Origin of the sequence: Oleiagrimonas sp., from assembly GCF_027858935.1 — a bacterium.
GTDB lineage: Bacteria > Pseudomonadota > Gammaproteobacteria > Xanthomonadales > Rhodanobacteraceae > Oleiagrimonas.
On sequence record NZ_JAQIBU010000256.1, the window covers coordinates 1 to 14,885 of the forward strand.

Annotated in this window: 10 protein-coding genes and 1 pseudogene; 4 read left to right on the forward strand and 7 right to left on the reverse strand. The window is 62.5% G+C overall.

From position 1 onward, the window contains the following. From lpdA to purB, 6 genes are all read right to left on the reverse strand, one after another. Window positions 1-1,205 (reverse strand): dihydrolipoyl dehydrogenase (lpdA, locus tag PF446_RS09385; protein ID WP_298071165.1); only part of this gene is annotated, 1,205 nt, incomplete at its 3' end. Between the two features lie 75 nt (window positions 1,206-1,280). Next, the gene (odhB, locus tag PF446_RS09390) at window positions 1,281-2,519 is read right to left on the reverse strand and encodes a 2-oxoglutarate dehydrogenase complex dihydrolipoyllysine-residue succinyltransferase (RefSeq protein WP_298071166.1); all 1,239 of its coding nucleotides are present in this window, start codon (window positions 2,517-2,519) and stop codon (window positions 1,281-1,283) included. 62 nt (window positions 2,520-2,581) lie between these two features. Next, on the reverse strand, window positions 2,582-5,434 hold the full coding sequence (locus PF446_RS09395; RefSeq protein WP_298071167.1) for a 2-oxoglutarate dehydrogenase E1 component: 2,853 nt from the start codon (window positions 5,432-5,434) through the stop codon (window positions 2,582-2,584). A gap of 174 nt (window positions 5,435-5,608) precedes the next feature. Beyond that, a complete protein-coding gene (locus PF446_RS09400; RefSeq protein WP_298071168.1) occupies window positions 5,609-6,574 on the reverse strand; it encodes a GNAT family N-acetyltransferase in 966 nt (321 codons plus the stop codon). Then, a complete protein-coding gene (locus PF446_RS09405) occupies window positions 6,571-7,779 on the reverse strand; it encodes a cupin domain-containing protein (RefSeq protein ID WP_298071169.1) in 1,209 nt (402 codons plus the stop codon). Before PF446_RS09405 ends, PF446_RS09400 begins: the two co-directional genes overlap by 4 nt. Before the next feature lie 113 nt (window positions 7,780-7,892). After that, complete coding sequence (purB, locus tag PF446_RS09410) at window positions 7,893-9,260, reverse strand: adenylosuccinate lyase (protein WP_298071170.1); 1,368 nt, start codon at window positions 9,258-9,260, stop codon at window positions 7,893-7,895. A gap of 177 nt (window positions 9,261-9,437) precedes the next feature. Between purB and PF446_RS09415 the strand changes: the two genes are divergently transcribed. The 4 genes from PF446_RS09415 to PF446_RS09430 all read left to right on the forward strand — a co-directional run bounded on the left by PF446_RS09415 (window position 9,438) and on the right by PF446_RS09430 (window position 14,327). Then, on the forward strand, window positions 9,438-10,856 hold the full coding sequence (locus PF446_RS09415) for a circularly permuted type 2 ATP-grasp protein (protein WP_298071171.1): 1,419 nt from the start codon (window positions 9,438-9,440) through the stop codon (window positions 10,854-10,856). 1 nt (window position 10,857) lies between these two features. Then, the gene (locus tag PF446_RS09420; protein ID WP_298071172.1) at window positions 10,858-11,865 is read left to right on the forward strand and encodes an alpha-E domain-containing protein; all 1,008 of its coding nucleotides are present in this window, start codon (window positions 10,858-10,860) and stop codon (window positions 11,863-11,865) included. Between the two features lie 37 nt (window positions 11,866-11,902). Then, window positions 11,903-12,631: a peptidase gene (locus PF446_RS09425; protein WP_298071173.1), complete on the forward strand. Its 729-nt coding sequence runs from the start codon at window positions 11,903-11,905 to the stop codon at window positions 12,629-12,631. 310 nt (window positions 12,632-12,941) lie between these two features. Then, window positions 12,942-14,327 (forward strand): class II fumarate hydratase, encoded by a 1,386-nt coding sequence (locus PF446_RS09430; RefSeq protein WP_298071174.1) that lies wholly within the window; start codon window positions 12,942-12,944, stop codon window positions 14,325-14,327. 87 nt (window positions 14,328-14,414) lie between these two features. Here the strand turns inward: PF446_RS09430 and PF446_RS09435 are convergent. Beyond that, window positions 14,415-14,885 (reverse strand): annotated as a pseudogene (locus PF446_RS09435) (hypothetical protein); the annotation flags it as partial.

The following is a 14,885-nucleotide window of genomic DNA, read 5'->3' on the forward strand; positions in this document are numbered from 1 at the left end:
CCGGCGGTCTCGTTCATGGCCACGGCGCGGCCAATGGCCGAGAACGGAAAGCTTCCGGTCTTGTAGGGGATGCCTTCGTCCTTGCACTGCTGCTCGGTTTTTCCGGTCCAGGCAATCTCGGGTTCGGTATAGATGACCCACGGGATCACGTCGTAGTCGATGTGACCGGGCTTGCCGGCGATCAGTTCGGCGACCATGACGCCTTCCTCGGAGCCCTTGTGCGCCAGCATCGGGCCACGCACGCAGTCGCCGACGGCCCATACGCCGTCGACGCCGGTCCAGCAGTGCTCGTCGACCTCGATGCGACCGCGATCGTCAGTCTTCACGCCGGTACCGTCGCCAAGAAGGCCTTCGGTGTAGGCACGGCGGCCGACGGCCACCAGCAACTTGTCGACGGTCAGCTTGTGCTCGCCGTCCTTGTCTTCGTAGGTCAGCTCGACCACGGTCTTCTTGACGTCGGCCTTGCTGACCTTGGCGCCCAGCCGGATATCCAGTTTCTGCTTCTTGAACTCGCGTGCGGCGAGCTTGGCCATGTCGCTGTCGGCGGTTGCCAGGAAGTCGGGCAGGGCTTCCAGTACGGTCACTTCGCTGCCCAGGCGGCGCCACACGCTGCCCAGCTCCAGGCCGATCACGCCGGCGCCGATCACGCCCAGGCGCTTGGGGACCTTGTCGAAGTCCAGTGCACCGGCGTTGTCGACGATCATCTTGCCGTCGAATTTGGCGAACGGCAGCTCCACTGGTGCCGAGCCGGAGGCCAGGATCACGTTGGTGGCCTTGAGGGTCTGCTTGTCACCGTCATGGCCGGTCACCTCGACCGTGTTGTCCTTGAGCAACTTTCCGGTGCCGAAGAAGGCGGTGACCTTGTTCGACTTGAACAGCATGCCGATGCCGCCGGTGAACTGCTTGACGATCTTGTCCTTGCGTCCAACCATCGTCTTGACGTCGATCTTGGGATTCTGGGCACTGATGCCGTGATCGCCGAAGTGGCTGGTCAGGTTCTCGAACTGGCGCGAGGAGTCGAGCAGCGCCTTGGAAGGGATACAACCGATGTTGAGGCAGGTGCCGCCCAGTGCGGCCTTGCCGTCCTTGCCCTCGAAGGCATCCACGCAGGCGGCCTTGAGGCCCAGCTGCGCGGCGCGGATTGCAGCCACGTAACCGGCGGGACCGCCGCCGATGACGATGACATCGTAGTTCTGTTCGCTCATGACTTCGCTCGCTTGAATGATGGAAGTTTCAGGACAGGCTGCGCAGCGGACCCGCCGCGCTCCGCCTGGGGTGCATCAGAGCCCCAGCAGCATGCGCTGCGGATTCTCGAGCTGATCCTTGATGTCGACCAGGAACAGCACCGCGTCCTTGCCGTCGATGATGCGGTGGTCGTAGCTGATGGCGATATACATCATCGGTGCGGCGATGACCTGACCGTGCTCCACGATGGCGCGATCCTTGATGGTGTGCATGCCCAGGATCGCACTTTGCGGCGGGTTCACGATCGGCGTGGAAAGCAGCGAACCGAAGGTGCCGCCGTTGGTGATGGTGAAAGTGCCGCCCTGCAGGTCGTCCAGGCTCAGCTTGCCGGCGCGCGCTTTCTGTGCGTACTCGCCAATGGCTCGCTCGATCTCGGCAAAGCTCATGTCCTGTGCGTCACGCAGCACCGGCGTGACCAGGCCCTTCTCGGTGGACACGGCGATCGAAATGTCCTGGTAGCCGCGGTAGATGATGTCTTCGCCGTCGACCGAGGCATTGACTACCGGGTGGCGCTTGAGGGCTTCGCACACGGCCTTGACGAAGAAGCTCATGAAGCCGAGCTTGACGCCGTGCTCGGCCTGGAACTTCTCGCCGAAGTCCTTGCGCAGCTGCTTGACCTGGGCCAGGTTCACCTCGTTGAACGAGGTCAGCATGGCGATGGAGTCCTTGGACTGCATCAGGCGCTCGGCGATGCGCTTGCGGATGCGCGTCATCGGCACACGTTCCTCCGGGCGCGGGCCGCTCGGGGCCGGGGCCGGCACGCTGACGCCGCTCTTGCCACGGGTGACCAGGTCTTCCTTGGTCACGCGGCCACCGCGACCGGTGCCATCGACGCTGTTGGCGTCGATGCCTTCCTCGCTGGCCACGCGGCGTCCGGCCGGAGAAAGGTCCTGGTTCTTGCCGTTCGAGGGGCCCTTGGCCGCAGATGGTTTGGCGGACGTGGTGTTCTTCTTGCCATCATCCGGCTTCTTGCCGTCCTCGGTCTGGTCCTGCGTGGCCGGAGTTTCGTCCTTGCTCTCGTCCTTGGTCGGGGCGGCGCCTTCCTCGATCAACGCGATGACCTGTTCGCTGTTGACGGTGTCGCCGGTCTCGAACTTGATCTCCTTGAGCACGCCATCCGCGGTGGCGGGAACTTCCAGTACCACTTTGTCGGTTTCCAGGTCGACCAGGTTCTCGTCGCGGCTCACTGCATCACCGGCCTTCTTGTGCCAGGTGGCGATGGTGGCGTCGGAAACCGATTCTGGGAGTACCGGGACTTTGACTTCGATGGTCATGGAGATGTCCTGTTGTATGACGTTGGTGCTTGTGGGCAATGGAGGAGAAGAGAACGGACGGCTTATTCGGGCGTGTGACCGTTGTCGAGCGGTGCGATCAACGCCTGCTCGACCAGTGCTTTCTGTTCGGCGATGTGGGTGTTGGCATGCCCGCATGCGGGGGCCGGCGAGCGTGCGCGTCCGGCATAGGACAGGCTGTAGGCGCCATCCGTGCAGGCGTGCAGGTGGTGGCGGATCTGGAACCAGGCCCCCTGGTTCATGGGTTCTTCCTGGCACCAGATCACTTCCTTGGCGGAAGGATACCCGCCGAGGATGTCCTTGACCTTCTCACGCGGGAACGGATACAGCTGTTCGACACGGACGATGGCCACGTCCTTGAGTTCGCGCTTCTCGGCGTCCTCGAACAGGTCGTAGTAGACCTTGCCCGCGCACAGCACCACGCGCTTGATCTTCTTCTTCTGCGCCGCCTTGGTGCGCTGATCATTGATCACGGTCTGGAAAGTGCCTTCGGCCATCTCGTCCAGGCTGGATACTGCAAGCTTGTGGCGCAGCAGTGACTTGGGTGTCATCACGATCAACGGCTTGCGCACGCGGCGCATCATCTGGCGACGGATCATGTGGAAGGTCTGCGCCGGTGTGGTTGGTACGCATACCTGCATGTTGTTGAGCGCGCACAGTTGCAGGTAGCGTTCCAGCCGCGCGGAGGAATGTTCCGGGCCCTGGCCTTCGTAACCGTGCGGCAGATACAGCACCAGGCCGCACAGGCGGTTCCACTTGGCCTCGCCGGCACTGATGAACTGGTCGATGACCACCTGCGCGCCGTTGGCGAAGTCGCCGAACTGGGCTTCCCAGATCACCAGCGTCATCGGGTCGGCGGTGGCATAGCCGTACTCGAAGGCCATCACGGCCTCCTCGCTGAGGAGCGAGTCGATCACCTCGACGTCGCGCTCGGGGTCGATGTCGGCCAGGGGCAGGGCAGTCTTGCCCGTATCCTGGTCGTGCAGCACCGCATGGCGGTGGAAGAAGGTGCCTCGGCCGGAATCCTGGCCCACCAGCCGCAGGTCGTAGCCGTCCTTGATCAGGCCGGCATAGGCCAGGTTCTCGGCGAAGCCCCAGTCGACGGGCTGCTCTCCGTCGGCCATGGCGCGGCGGGTCTCGTAGATCTTGGACACGCGCGACTGCAGCTTGAAGTCGTCGGGCACCTTCAGGATCACGTCCAGCAGCTGGGCTGCGGTGGTACGGTCCAGGCCGGTCTCGACGTCCTCGTCCAGCTTGCCGCCGATGTGCTGGCTCCACTGAAACGTGGTGCCACCTTTTTCGGTGTCCAGTTCGGTGACCGGCTTGCCGCTTTCCAGCAGTTCGCGGTAGCGGTCGATCAGGTTTTTGGCGTGGTCGGCGTCGATCAGGCCGGCCTTCTCCAGACGCTCGGCGTAGATTGCGCGCGGTGGCGGATGCTTGCGGATGACTTTGTACATCAGCGGCTGGGTCGCGGCCGGTTCGTCGGCTTCGTTGTGGCCGTTGCGGCGGTAGCAGACCAGATCGATCACCACGTCCTTGTTGAAGGCGCGACGGAATTCGAACGCCAGTTTGGCGACCTGTATCACGGCCTGGGGATCGTCGCCGTTGACGTGGAACACCGGGGCGTTGACCATTTTCGCCACGTCCGTGCAGTACAGCGTGGAGCGCGCGTCGGCGGGGTCGGAGATGGTGAAGCCGACCTGGTTGTTGATCACCACGTGCAGGGTGCCGCCAACATGGAAACCCCGGGCCTGGGACATCTGCAGAATTTCCATCACCACGCCCTGGCCGGCAAACGCGGCGTCGCCGTGCACCAGCAGCGGCATGACCTTGTCGCGGGCATTGTTCGGCGTGCGCGCCTGACGTGCGCGAACCGATCCGATCACCACCGGATCTACGATTTCAAGATGCGAGGGATTGAAGGCCATCGCCAGATGCACGGCGTTGCCGCTGGGCGTCTTGACGTCGGCGGAAAAGCCCATGTGGTACTTCACGTCGCCACTGTATTCAGGATCGTCCGGGTGCCGGAACTTGCCTTCGAACTCATCGAACAGTTCGGAAGGCGGCTTGCCCAGGGTGTTGACCAGCATGTTCAGGCGTCCGCGGTGCGCCATGCCGATCACCAGCTCGTTGATGCCTTCCTTGCCACAGCGCCGGATCAGGGTGTCGAGCATGGGAATCATGCTGTCGCCGCCCTCCAGCGAGAAGCGCTTCTGACCCACATAGCGCGTGTGCAGATAGCGCTCCAGGCCGTCGGCGGCCACGAGGCCTTCCAGGATCCGGTGTTTTTCCTCGTTACTCAGGCCGGCATCACCGGAAGCCTTTTCCAGGCGCGAGTAGATCCAGCGACGCTGTTCATGGTCGCTGATATGCATGAACTCGACCCCGATGCTGGAGGTGTAGGTGGCCTTGAGGCGTGCCCACAGGTCGCGTAGTTTCATGCGTCCGGCATCGCCGCCGCAGTAGGTGCCGGTGTCGAATTCGGTATCCAGGTCATCCTCGGTCAGGCCATGGAAGGGCAGGCCCAGATCCGGAGCGGGCAACTGGTTGGCCAGTTTCAGCGGATCCAGATCGGCACCGAGGTGGCCACGCGAGCGGTAGGCGGTCAGCAGGCGCAGCACGCCGGCCTGTTTGCGAGCATGCGCATCGCTCATTGGTTCCGCGGCTGGCCCACTGCGGTCCCGGCGTTTTTGTGCCTGCTCGATACGGGCGATCACCGCCGAATGCGGCACGTCTGTGACAGGGCCACGCGCCATCGCATCGAAGTAGCTGGCCCAGGATTCGGGAACCGAGGAAGGATCGGAAAGCCAAGCTTCGTAGAGGTCCTCGACATAATCGGCGTTGCCACCGCCCAACTGCGAGGATTGCATGAATTCGTGAATCGGATTTGCGCTCACGTCACCACCGGCAAAAAAGAAAAGGGCGCGCTGGCGCACGCCGGAGTGTCGTTTCGGGCCCTTTGCGGCGCGTTGTTGCACCTGCGAGGCTCAAAATCCTGTTAATTATAACTGCTCGCGCGGGTGATGCGGCAAGCTGCAGCGCCATTTTTGCCCACGCGGGCTGGTGTTTGTTCATAGTTCGAGGTTTCGCAACACCGTGGCTGGCGCCGAGCGTTGCCACACCTCCTCGAAATAACGCGTCAACTGGCGCGATTCGGAAGGCTTGCAGGTCGATCCGTACCCTTCGAACCGCTCGGCCAGAGGACGCATCAGGTAGCCGCCGCTGTCGCTGGCGATGAAGGCTGAAGGGTAGGCGCGATCCTCGTCCTCCACGAGCACCCGCATTCCGATGCTGCTGGTCAGACGTTGCGCCAGCGGGATCAGCCGGTGACCTGCGCGCAGCAGGTGGTCCGGATCGTGCAGCAGCAGGCGGACGCATGCGACACGCCCTGAGGTGGCCAGACGGCGCAAGGCCTCGAGGATGTCATCCCGGTCGAGCACACCCGGCGCAAGGTCCGGAAAATGGATGACCAGCGTGTGGCGAGCCTGTTCGATGATGCGCAAGACGGCTACTGCCAGATCTGCGCGCGTGCGCGCCTGCAGCATCTCGCGCTCAGGGCGCTCGGGCGGTTTGCCCCGTTCTGAGGGTGGGGAGGCGGGCACATCAAGCGTACGCCTCATGCGGCGATGTTCAATGCCGGCTTCCATGAACGTCTCACCTTCCGGCGTGAAGCCGTGGCGCTGGTAGAAGCCGATGGCATGCACCTGCGCATTCAGATGGACTTGGGTCCAGCCCATGGAGCGCGCGCGGTCGATCAGCGTCTGCAGGATCGCCGCGCCGACCCCATGCCCACGCCATGCGGGCAGCACTGCCATGCGACCGATGCTGTGCCTGGGGGTGAGTCGTCCAGTGCCAATAGGGGTGCCGTCGGCGCTGCGTGCCAGCACATGGCTGCATGCAGGATCCAGTTCGTCCCATTCCTCCTCGATGGGCACGGACTGCTCCTGTATGAAGACCACGTCGCGGACCTTGCGCAGGGCGTCGCGGTCCACGGTCCAGTCAGCAGGCTCGATGTGAAAGCCGTCAAGCGCGCTCATCCCGTGCTTCCCCGGCGCAAGGCAAGGTGACCGTCGTTGATCAGCGCCAGAAGCACATCCTGCGCGGCTTCGTCCGGTGGAGTCTTCAAGTGCTGGATGCGTTCGCTGCACAGCCAGCGCGCCATGCTGAGCGTGCAGCGGTAGGTTGTGCCGGATGCGAACAGGGTGGCTCCACCGCGGCGGCGGACCCAGGCAAAGCGGGTCCACGGGTGACGCACGAAAGTGGCGCCCGAGGCCAGTGCATTGAGCAGTTGGGTGCGACTGCGGCGACGCTTGGGTGGGGCCGCGAACTGGGCGCTGCGATAGCGGGTGATGAAACAGCCGAACCATTCGGCCAGGGCATCGCGCGGCAGCAGTTGCGAGGCCGGTCCCAGGCTGGCGCTGAGACGGTTCAGTGCGGACTCGTCGATCTCGCCGGGTGTAGGTGCGGGACGCAAGTCGGGATCCTGGTAGCGCAGTTCATCCGGCAGCTGTTCGGCGACATGCTCCGCAAGATCCAGCAGCAGCTCCGATTCGGCCGGTGCGCGCATGCCGATGGAGAACGTCATGCCGGCTCCCTTCGCCATGCCTTCATGAGCGATGCCGGGCGGCAGGTAGAGCATGTCGCCCGGTTCCAGCAACCATTCGTGGCTCGACGTGAAGTGACGCAACAGCCTCAGTTCGACATCGTCGCGAAAGTCCTTTGGCGCATCCGGATCGATGTCAATGGCCCAGCAACGCCGACCCTGTCCCTGCAGCAGGAACACGTCGTATTGGTCCACGTGGGCGCCGACTCCTCCGCCGTCCTCGGCATAACTGACCATCACATCATCGATGCGCCAGGACGGCAGGAACCGGAACGGATTGAGCAGTGCGGCGACGTCGGGGTCCCACTTGTCGACGTCCTGCACAAGCAAGGTCCAGTGGTCCGTGGGAAGCTTGCCGAAATCGGATTCGGCAAAGGGGCCCTGGCGGGCTTCCCAGCGATCCTTCTCCGGATCACGCAGCACGATGCGCGACAGGGCCATCTCCTCGCACGCCAGCCCGGCCAGATCATCCGCCTGCAAGGGCAGCTGGAAGCCGGCAAAGGCCCCGCGAATCAACAGCGGGTGTTTCTGCCAGTAGTTGTCGAGGAAGTCCGCTGGCGGCATGCCGAGTGGGTAGCGGCGTGAGCCTTCGACTTCGATCGGTAGCGATGTGTGGGTGGGGACGCGTCGTGAGGTCATCGATTGATTGTAAACCTTCGATCCGGATGGCAGGAGCGAGCGTGTGTGCGATCAAACAACGGGATGTATGGCAGGCTCCGTCGAGGTCTGTCCGCTGCCGCACTTTCCGGAAATCAGATCTCGCGTGAGAGGTCGGCAGCGAGACCGGTGTAACTGGCTGGGGTCAATGCAAGCAGGCGCTGCTTGTCAGCGGCAGGCAGGTCCAGCGTCTCGATGAAGCGGCGCATGGAGTCGCGTGTAATACCCTGGCCGCGTGTCAGGGCCTTGAGCTGTTCGTAAGGGTTGGACATGCTGTGCCGCCGCATGACCGTCTGCACCGCCTCGGCCAGCACCTCCCAGTTGGCCTCGAGGTCGGCTGCCATTCGTGCTGTGTTGACCTCGAGCTTGCCCAGACCCTTGAGCAGCGATTCCAGCGCGACCAGGACATGGCCGAAAGCCGTGCCCAGTCCGCGCAACACAGTGGAATCAGTAAGGTCGCGCTGCCAGCGGCTGATCGGCAATTTTTCGGCAAAGTGGCCGAGCAGGGCGTTGGCTACACCCAGGTTGCCCTCGGCGTTCTCGAAGTCGATCGGATTGACCTTGTGGGGCATGGTCGAGGATCCGACTTCGCCCTCTTTCAGTGACTGGCGGAAATAGCCTTGCGAGATGTAGCCCCAGATATCGCGCGACAGGTCGATCAGGATGATGTCGATGCGGCGCACCGCGTCACAGAACTCGACCACCCCGTCATGTGGTTCGATTTGCGTGGTGTAGGCGTTCCAGTCCAGCCCCAGTCCCTCGACGAAACGCTGTGAAAACCCGCGCCAGTCGATCTGCGGATAGGCCACGACGTGGGCATTGTAATTGCCGACCGCGCCGTTGATCTTGCCCGGGATATCGATGCCCTCAAGTTGCTTGCGCTGGCGGTCCAGCCGCGCAACCACGTTCGCGATTTCCTTGCCCAGGGTGGTGGGCGATGCAGTCTGTCCATGGGTTCGCGACAGCATCGGCTGGTCGGCCAGTGCGTGTGCCATGCCACGCAGCTCTTCGACGACGCGGTCGATGCGCGGCAACAGCACCCGGTCACGTGCGTCCCGCAGCATCAGTGCATAAGACAGGTTGTTGATATCCTCGCTGGTGCAGGCGAAATGCACGAACTCCCTTGCCTTGCCGAGGTCCGAGTCTTCGCCGATGCACTCCTTGATGAAGTATTCCACGGCCTTGACGTCATGGTTGGTGATGGCCTCGATGGCCTTGATGCGTTCGCCGTCCTTGAGCGAGAAGTGCCCTGCGATGTCCAGCAGGCGCTGGGCCGCCGGAGCCGTAAAGTCGGGAAGTTCTTCAATGCCTGGCTCGGCAGCCAGCGCCAGAAGCCAGGCGATCTCGACCTGTACGCGGCGATGCATCAGGCCGAACTCACTGAAAATGGGGCGCAGGTCGTCGACCTTTACTGCATAACGGCCGTCGAGCGGCGAAAGGGCGGTCAGCGGGGTCAGGGACATCGAACGGGTTTCCAGACAGGACAAGCAAACCATTGTAATCGAGTTGCCTGCGGGCGGGGCCGCAACCAGTTCTTGAATGTGTTTATCTGGATATTCACGCATCCTGTGTGAAGATGGTCCACGAACGTGTCGTGAAAAACCCCATGGCGTCCGGATCCCGGGCAAGGAGCACGACAGATGAGCGAAAGCCCATCTTTTGACGAGATGTACGACGCGCAAGGCAAGGTGCGTGATCATTACGCCTGCTTTGCCGAATGGATGCATGACACCCGTGATGCCCGCATTGCGCAGAAGCGCAAGCAGGCTGAGATCTCCTTTCATCGAGTGGGCATCACGTTCGCGGTCTATGGCGAGGAAAGCGGTGGCGAGCGTCTGATTCCCTTTGATATTGCCCCGCGGATCATCCCGGCAGGCGAGTGGAAGGTGCTGGAGGCCGGTCTGATCCAGCGCGTGCGCGCGCTGAACATGTTTCTGCATGACATTTACCATGAGCGTCGCATTCTCGAGTACGGGGTGATTCCCGAATCGATGGTGCTCAGGAATGCCCAGTACCGTCCGCAGATGGTCGGCATTGATCTTCCCAACGAGATTTATGCGCATATCGCCGGCATTGATATCGTGCGTGCCGGCGAGGGCGAGTACTACGTCTTGGAGGACAACCTGCGCGTGCCGTCGGGCGTGTCCTACATGCTCGAGAACCGCAAGATGATGATGCGCTTATTCCCCGAGCTGTTTGCAGCCCAGGCGGTGGCGCCGGTCGAGCATTACCCGGCGTTGTTGCTGGAGACCCTGCAATCGGTCGGACCCGACGGCCTGGATGCGCCGGTCGTCGCCGTGATGACTCCGGGTTCCTACAACTCGGCCTATTTCGAGCACGCCTTCCTGGCGCAGCAAATGGGTGTGGAGCTGGTCGAGGGGCCGGACCTGTTCGTGCGCGACCAGACGGTCTACATGCGCACCACGCGTGGACCGCGTCGCGTGCATGTGATCTATCGCCGGATCGACGACGATTTCCTGGATCCGAATGTTTTTCGCGCCGACTCCGTGCTCGGTGTGCCGGGCCTGTTCTCTGCGGTCGCGGCGGGCCGAGTGACGCTGGCCAACACCTTCGGCACCGGCGTGGCCGACGACAAATCGATCTATCCCTACGTGCCGGAAATGATCCGCTTCTACCTGAGTGAGGATCCGATCCTGCTGAATGTCCCGACCTATCGTCTGCGCATGGAGGACGACCGTCGTTATGTGCTCGAGCATCTGGACGAATTGGTGGTCAAGGAAGCGCAGGGTGCGGGCGGCTACGGCATGTTGATCGGTCCGACGGCCAGCAAGAGCGAAATCGAGGCCTTCCGCCAGCAGATCCTGGCCGAGCCCGAACGCTATATCGCGCAACCTACGCTGTCACTTTCCACATGCCCGACGTTCGTCGAGTCCGGCGTGGCTCCCCGTCACGTGGACCTTCGGCCCTACGTGCTTTCGGGAAGCGAGACCATGGTGGTGCCGGGTGGCCTGACCCGTGTCGCGTTGCGCGAGGGATCCCTGGTGGTCAACTCGTCCCAGGGCGGTGGCACCAAAGATACCTGGGTACTGGAGAGCTGAGATGCTGTGTCGAACTGCAAGCGACTTGTATTGGTTATCGCGCGACGTCGAGCGTGCCGAGAACATCGCGCGCCTGGTGGACCTGACCCAGCGCATTTCCCTTTTACCCGAGCGCCTGGACCCGGGCAAATCCTCGACCACGGCCTGGAGTCGCGGGCTGGATGCGTTGGGGCAACTCGAGGCCTACAACGAACGCTACGACCAGATTCAGGTGGATCAGGTTCTGAATTGGCTAATCCTGAATCCCGACAATCCGTCCTCGATCCGCAATTGCCTGTTCATGGGACGCGAGCTGGGCCGTGCGCAGCGCGGCGCCATCACTGCCGAGATGTACCAGGAACTCAATACCTCATGGCTGGAGCTTGAGGAAGCGGTCGATGGGGCCACCAGCAGTGACGAGGTGACCCGTTTCCTGGAATGGGTCAAGACGCGTTCGGCGGCTTTTCGCGGCGTGACCATCGGTACCATGGGGCGCGACGAGGGCTACCACTTCCTGGCACTGGGCACTGCGGTCGAACGCGCCGACAATACGGTTCGCCTGCTGGACATCAAGTATGCACAGGCCGAGGAATCGGATGGCAATTCGCGGGATTTCATCCAGTACTACCAGTGGAGCGCGATGCTGCAGGCGATGTCGGCATTCGAGACCTACCGCAAGACCTACCGGGATGCGGTCAACCCGCTGCATGTGTCCGAGATGATGATTTTCCAGCAGGACATGCCGCATTCGCTGGCTGTATGCACCCAGTCGCTGCATCGCATCCTCGGGATTCTTGCCGACGAGCCCCGGACCGAGGCCGTGCGTCAGGCGGGGGCCTTGGCCGCAAGTCTCAGCTACGGTCGCATGCAGGATGTGGTGGAGCAGGGCATCAAGGTCTTCCTGGACGATTTCATGCTGCGGCTGGAACGCCTGACACAGGCCATCGTCGATCAGTTCATGACCTCCACCGACACAGGTTCGATCGTTGGCGAAGATGCAGGTTTGCAGACCGGCACGATGGTAAGCTGAGCGCTATGACCTTCGTGCCCGAGAGCTTCTGCATTCCATGACTTACTGTATCGGCATGGGCCTTGAAAAAGGGCTCGTTTTCGTTTCCGACTCGCGTACCAATGCCGGCATCGACAAGATTGCCCGCTTCGAGAAGATGCGTGTGTTCGAGAACCCGGGCGAACGGGTGCTTGTGACGCTTTCTGCAGGCAACCTGTCGGTCACGCAGAACGCCCTGAACCTGCTGGACATGCGCATCAGCAAGGATGCACAAACCGCATCGCTGTGGAACGTGACGTCCATGTACGAGGCCGCGCGCCTGCTCGGTGACGCCATGCGCGAGGTGCGCGAGCACGATGAAAAGTACCTGCGCGAAAAGAACATCGATTCCACGGCCACGTTCATCCTGGGCGGCCAGATCGCAGGGGAAACGCCGCGCCTGTTCCTGGTCTACTCGGAAGGCAATTTCATCGAGGCGTTGAATGACACGCCGTACTTCCAGATCGGCGAGATCAAGTACGGCAAGCCAATCCTGGATCGCATGATCAACCGCCACTCGTCCCTGGCCGAAGGCGTCAAGTGCGCGCTGATCTCGTTCGATGCGACCATCCGCTCCAACCTTTCGGTGGGCGCGCCGATCGACCTGCTGGTGTATCGCGCTGACAGCCTGCGTGTGGAGACCCGCGAGCGACTGATGGACGACGACCCGTATCTGGCCCAGGTCAACCGCGAGTGGGACCAGGGGCTGCATTCCGTGTTCAATGCATTGCCGGAGCATGACTGGTAGCGCAGAACACAACGTGGCCCCAAGTAGCCCGGATAAGCAAAGCGCATCCGGGGTGGCATGCCCCATGATCAAGAAGAGATGCCCCAATCCCAGGGGTCGCGGTGCGACCCGACCCGGATGCGGCCTGCGGCCTTATCCGGGCTACGCAAGCGGCGATCTGGTAGCCCGGATAAGCAAAGCGCATCCGGGAAGACACCCCCCACGCAGCTCATATAAGCAAACCGCAACCGGTAAGACACCTGCCATCGCCTTCGGCGCATGTCCGATACGCCGGTATACTTGGTATTTACCAACGTTGCGTGGAGCCAGCATGAGCAATTTCCGAACCGAACATGACAGCATGGGCGAACTGAAGGTGCCTGCAGATGCCCTGTGGGGAGCACAGACACAGCGTGCGGTCGATAATTTTCCGGTGTCCGGACTCACGGCGCCACGCGAGTTCATCCGCGCGCTGGGCCTGATCAAGTCCGCCGCTGCCGAGGCCAATGCCAAGCTGGGCCACCTGAAGAAGGTGCAGGCATCCGCCATCCGCAAGGCCGCGGACAAGGTGGCCGAGGGCGAATACGACAAGCACTTCCCGATCGACATCTTCCAGACCGGTTCGGGCACCAGCACCAACATGAACGCCAATGAGGTCATCGCGCACGTGGCCGCCAGGGCCAGTGGACGAAAGGTGCACCCCAACGACGACGTCAACTACGGGCAAAGCTCCAACGACGTGATCCCGACGGCAATCCACGTCAGCGCCACGCTGACCGTGAGCGAGAAGCTGCTGCCCGCGCTCAAGCACCTGAAAAAGACCATCGACAAGCGTTCGCGCCAGCTCAAGAGCGTGGCCAAGACCGGGCGCACCCACCTGATGGATGCCATGCCGATCACCTTCGGCCAGGAGCTCTCGGGCTGGTCGTCCCAGGTCGGATCGGCCATTGAACGCATCGAGGACGCACTCAAGCGCATGCGCCGCCTGCCGCTGGGCGGCAGCGCTGTGGGCACCGGTATCAACGCCGACCCGAAGATCGGCCCGACCGTCGCCGCGGAACTCAAGAAGATGACCAAGGTGAAGTTCGAGTCCGCCGACAATTATTTCGAGGGCATCTCCTCGCAGGACGCGGCGGTCGAGCTTTCAGGCCAGCTCAAGACCTTCGCCGTCAGCCTGATGAAGATCGCCAACGACCTGCGCTGGATGAACTCCGGCCCTCTTGCCGGCCTCGGCGAGATCGAACTGGAGACGCTGCAGCCGGGTTCCTCGATCATGCCCGGCAAGGTCAATCCGGTGATTCCCGAAGCCGCCACCATGGTCGCCGCGCAAGTGATCGGCAACGACGCCACCATCACCGTGGGCGGGCAGGCAGGCAACTTTCAGCTCAACGTGATGCTGCCGGTTATCGCCTACAACCTGCTGCAGTCGATCGAGATCCTGGCCAATGTGTCGCGACTGATGGCGGACAAGGCCATTGCCAGTTTCAAGGTCAACAAGGACAACATCGCCCAGGCACTGGACAAGAACCCGGTCCTGGTGACTGCGCTCAATCCCGTGATCGGCTACGACAAGGGTGCCGCCACCGCCAAGCAGGCCTACAAGGAAAAGCGCCCGATCATGGACGTGGCGCGCGAAACCACCGACCTGTCCGATGCCGAACTGAAAAAACTGCTCGATCCCGTAGAAATGACCAAGGGCGGCATCCACGGCAAGTGAGCTTGCGCAACACATGAAGAAGGCCGCCCATGGGCGGCCTTCTTGCATCCACGCCGTGCATGCACGACTTGATTGGAAACTTGATCTTCAGTCCTCGCGGGTGCGAACACTGGTCACGTCGTTGCGGTCCAGGGCGTCGCTGCGGCATTGGTCGATCTTCTCCGGCGTCAACGTGGCGTAGGGCCGGAAGGCGGACAGTGACGCGGCGAGTTGTTGCTCGGTGGACATCAGCGCGGGCAAGGCGTCGCACAGTTTTGCCGCGGCCATGTGGATGGGCGCAAGTTTTTTCTGTACGCGTTGCTCGATACTGTCGTCCGATGCGCCGAACAAGGCCATCATGGCGGCGGGCCAGGCGGCATGCAGGCCAATGTCCGCGCCCTGACGTCCGATTTCGATGCCTTTCAGTGCGATATGCACCGCCTGCTGGCGGTAACGGCGCACCAGCGTGTGCTGGTGCGCGGTCAGGCGCACGGGCCGATGGCCGATCAGGAGATCACTGTGCGGGGTGATCTCGGCGACCGGCACGCCCTTGTCGTCTGCCTGGAGTGTGATGTTGTT

Bases quoted from the DNA above. Each gene is read 5' to 3' on its own strand.
- PF446_RS09400 (WP_298071168.1), bottom strand. From the start codon at position 6,574: ATGAGCGCGCTTGACGGCTTTCACATCGAGCCTGCTGACTGGACCGTG.
- PF446_RS09415 (WP_298071171.1), top strand. From the start codon at position 9,438: ATGAGCGAAAGCCCATCTTTTGACGAGATGTACGACGCGCAAGGCAAG.
- odhB (WP_298071166.1), bottom strand. From the start codon at position 2,519: ATGACCATCGAAGTCAAAGTCCCGGTACTCCCAGAATCGGTTTCCGAC.
- PF446_RS09405 (WP_298071169.1), bottom strand. From the start codon at position 7,779: ATGACCTCACGACGCGTCCCCACCCACACATCGCTACCGATCGAAGTC.
- PF446_RS09430 (WP_298071174.1), top strand. From the start codon at position 12,942: ATGAGCAATTTCCGAACCGAACATGACAGCATGGGCGAACTGAAGGTG.
- PF446_RS09420 (WP_298071172.1), top strand. From the start codon at position 10,858: ATGCTGTGTCGAACTGCAAGCGACTTGTATTGGTTATCGCGCGACGTC.
- purB (WP_298071170.1), bottom strand. From the start codon at position 9,260: ATGTCCCTGACCCCGCTGACCGCCCTTTCGCCGCTCGACGGCCGTTAT.
- PF446_RS09425 (WP_298071173.1), top strand. From the start codon at position 11,903: ATGACTTACTGTATCGGCATGGGCCTTGAAAAAGGGCTCGTTTTCGTT.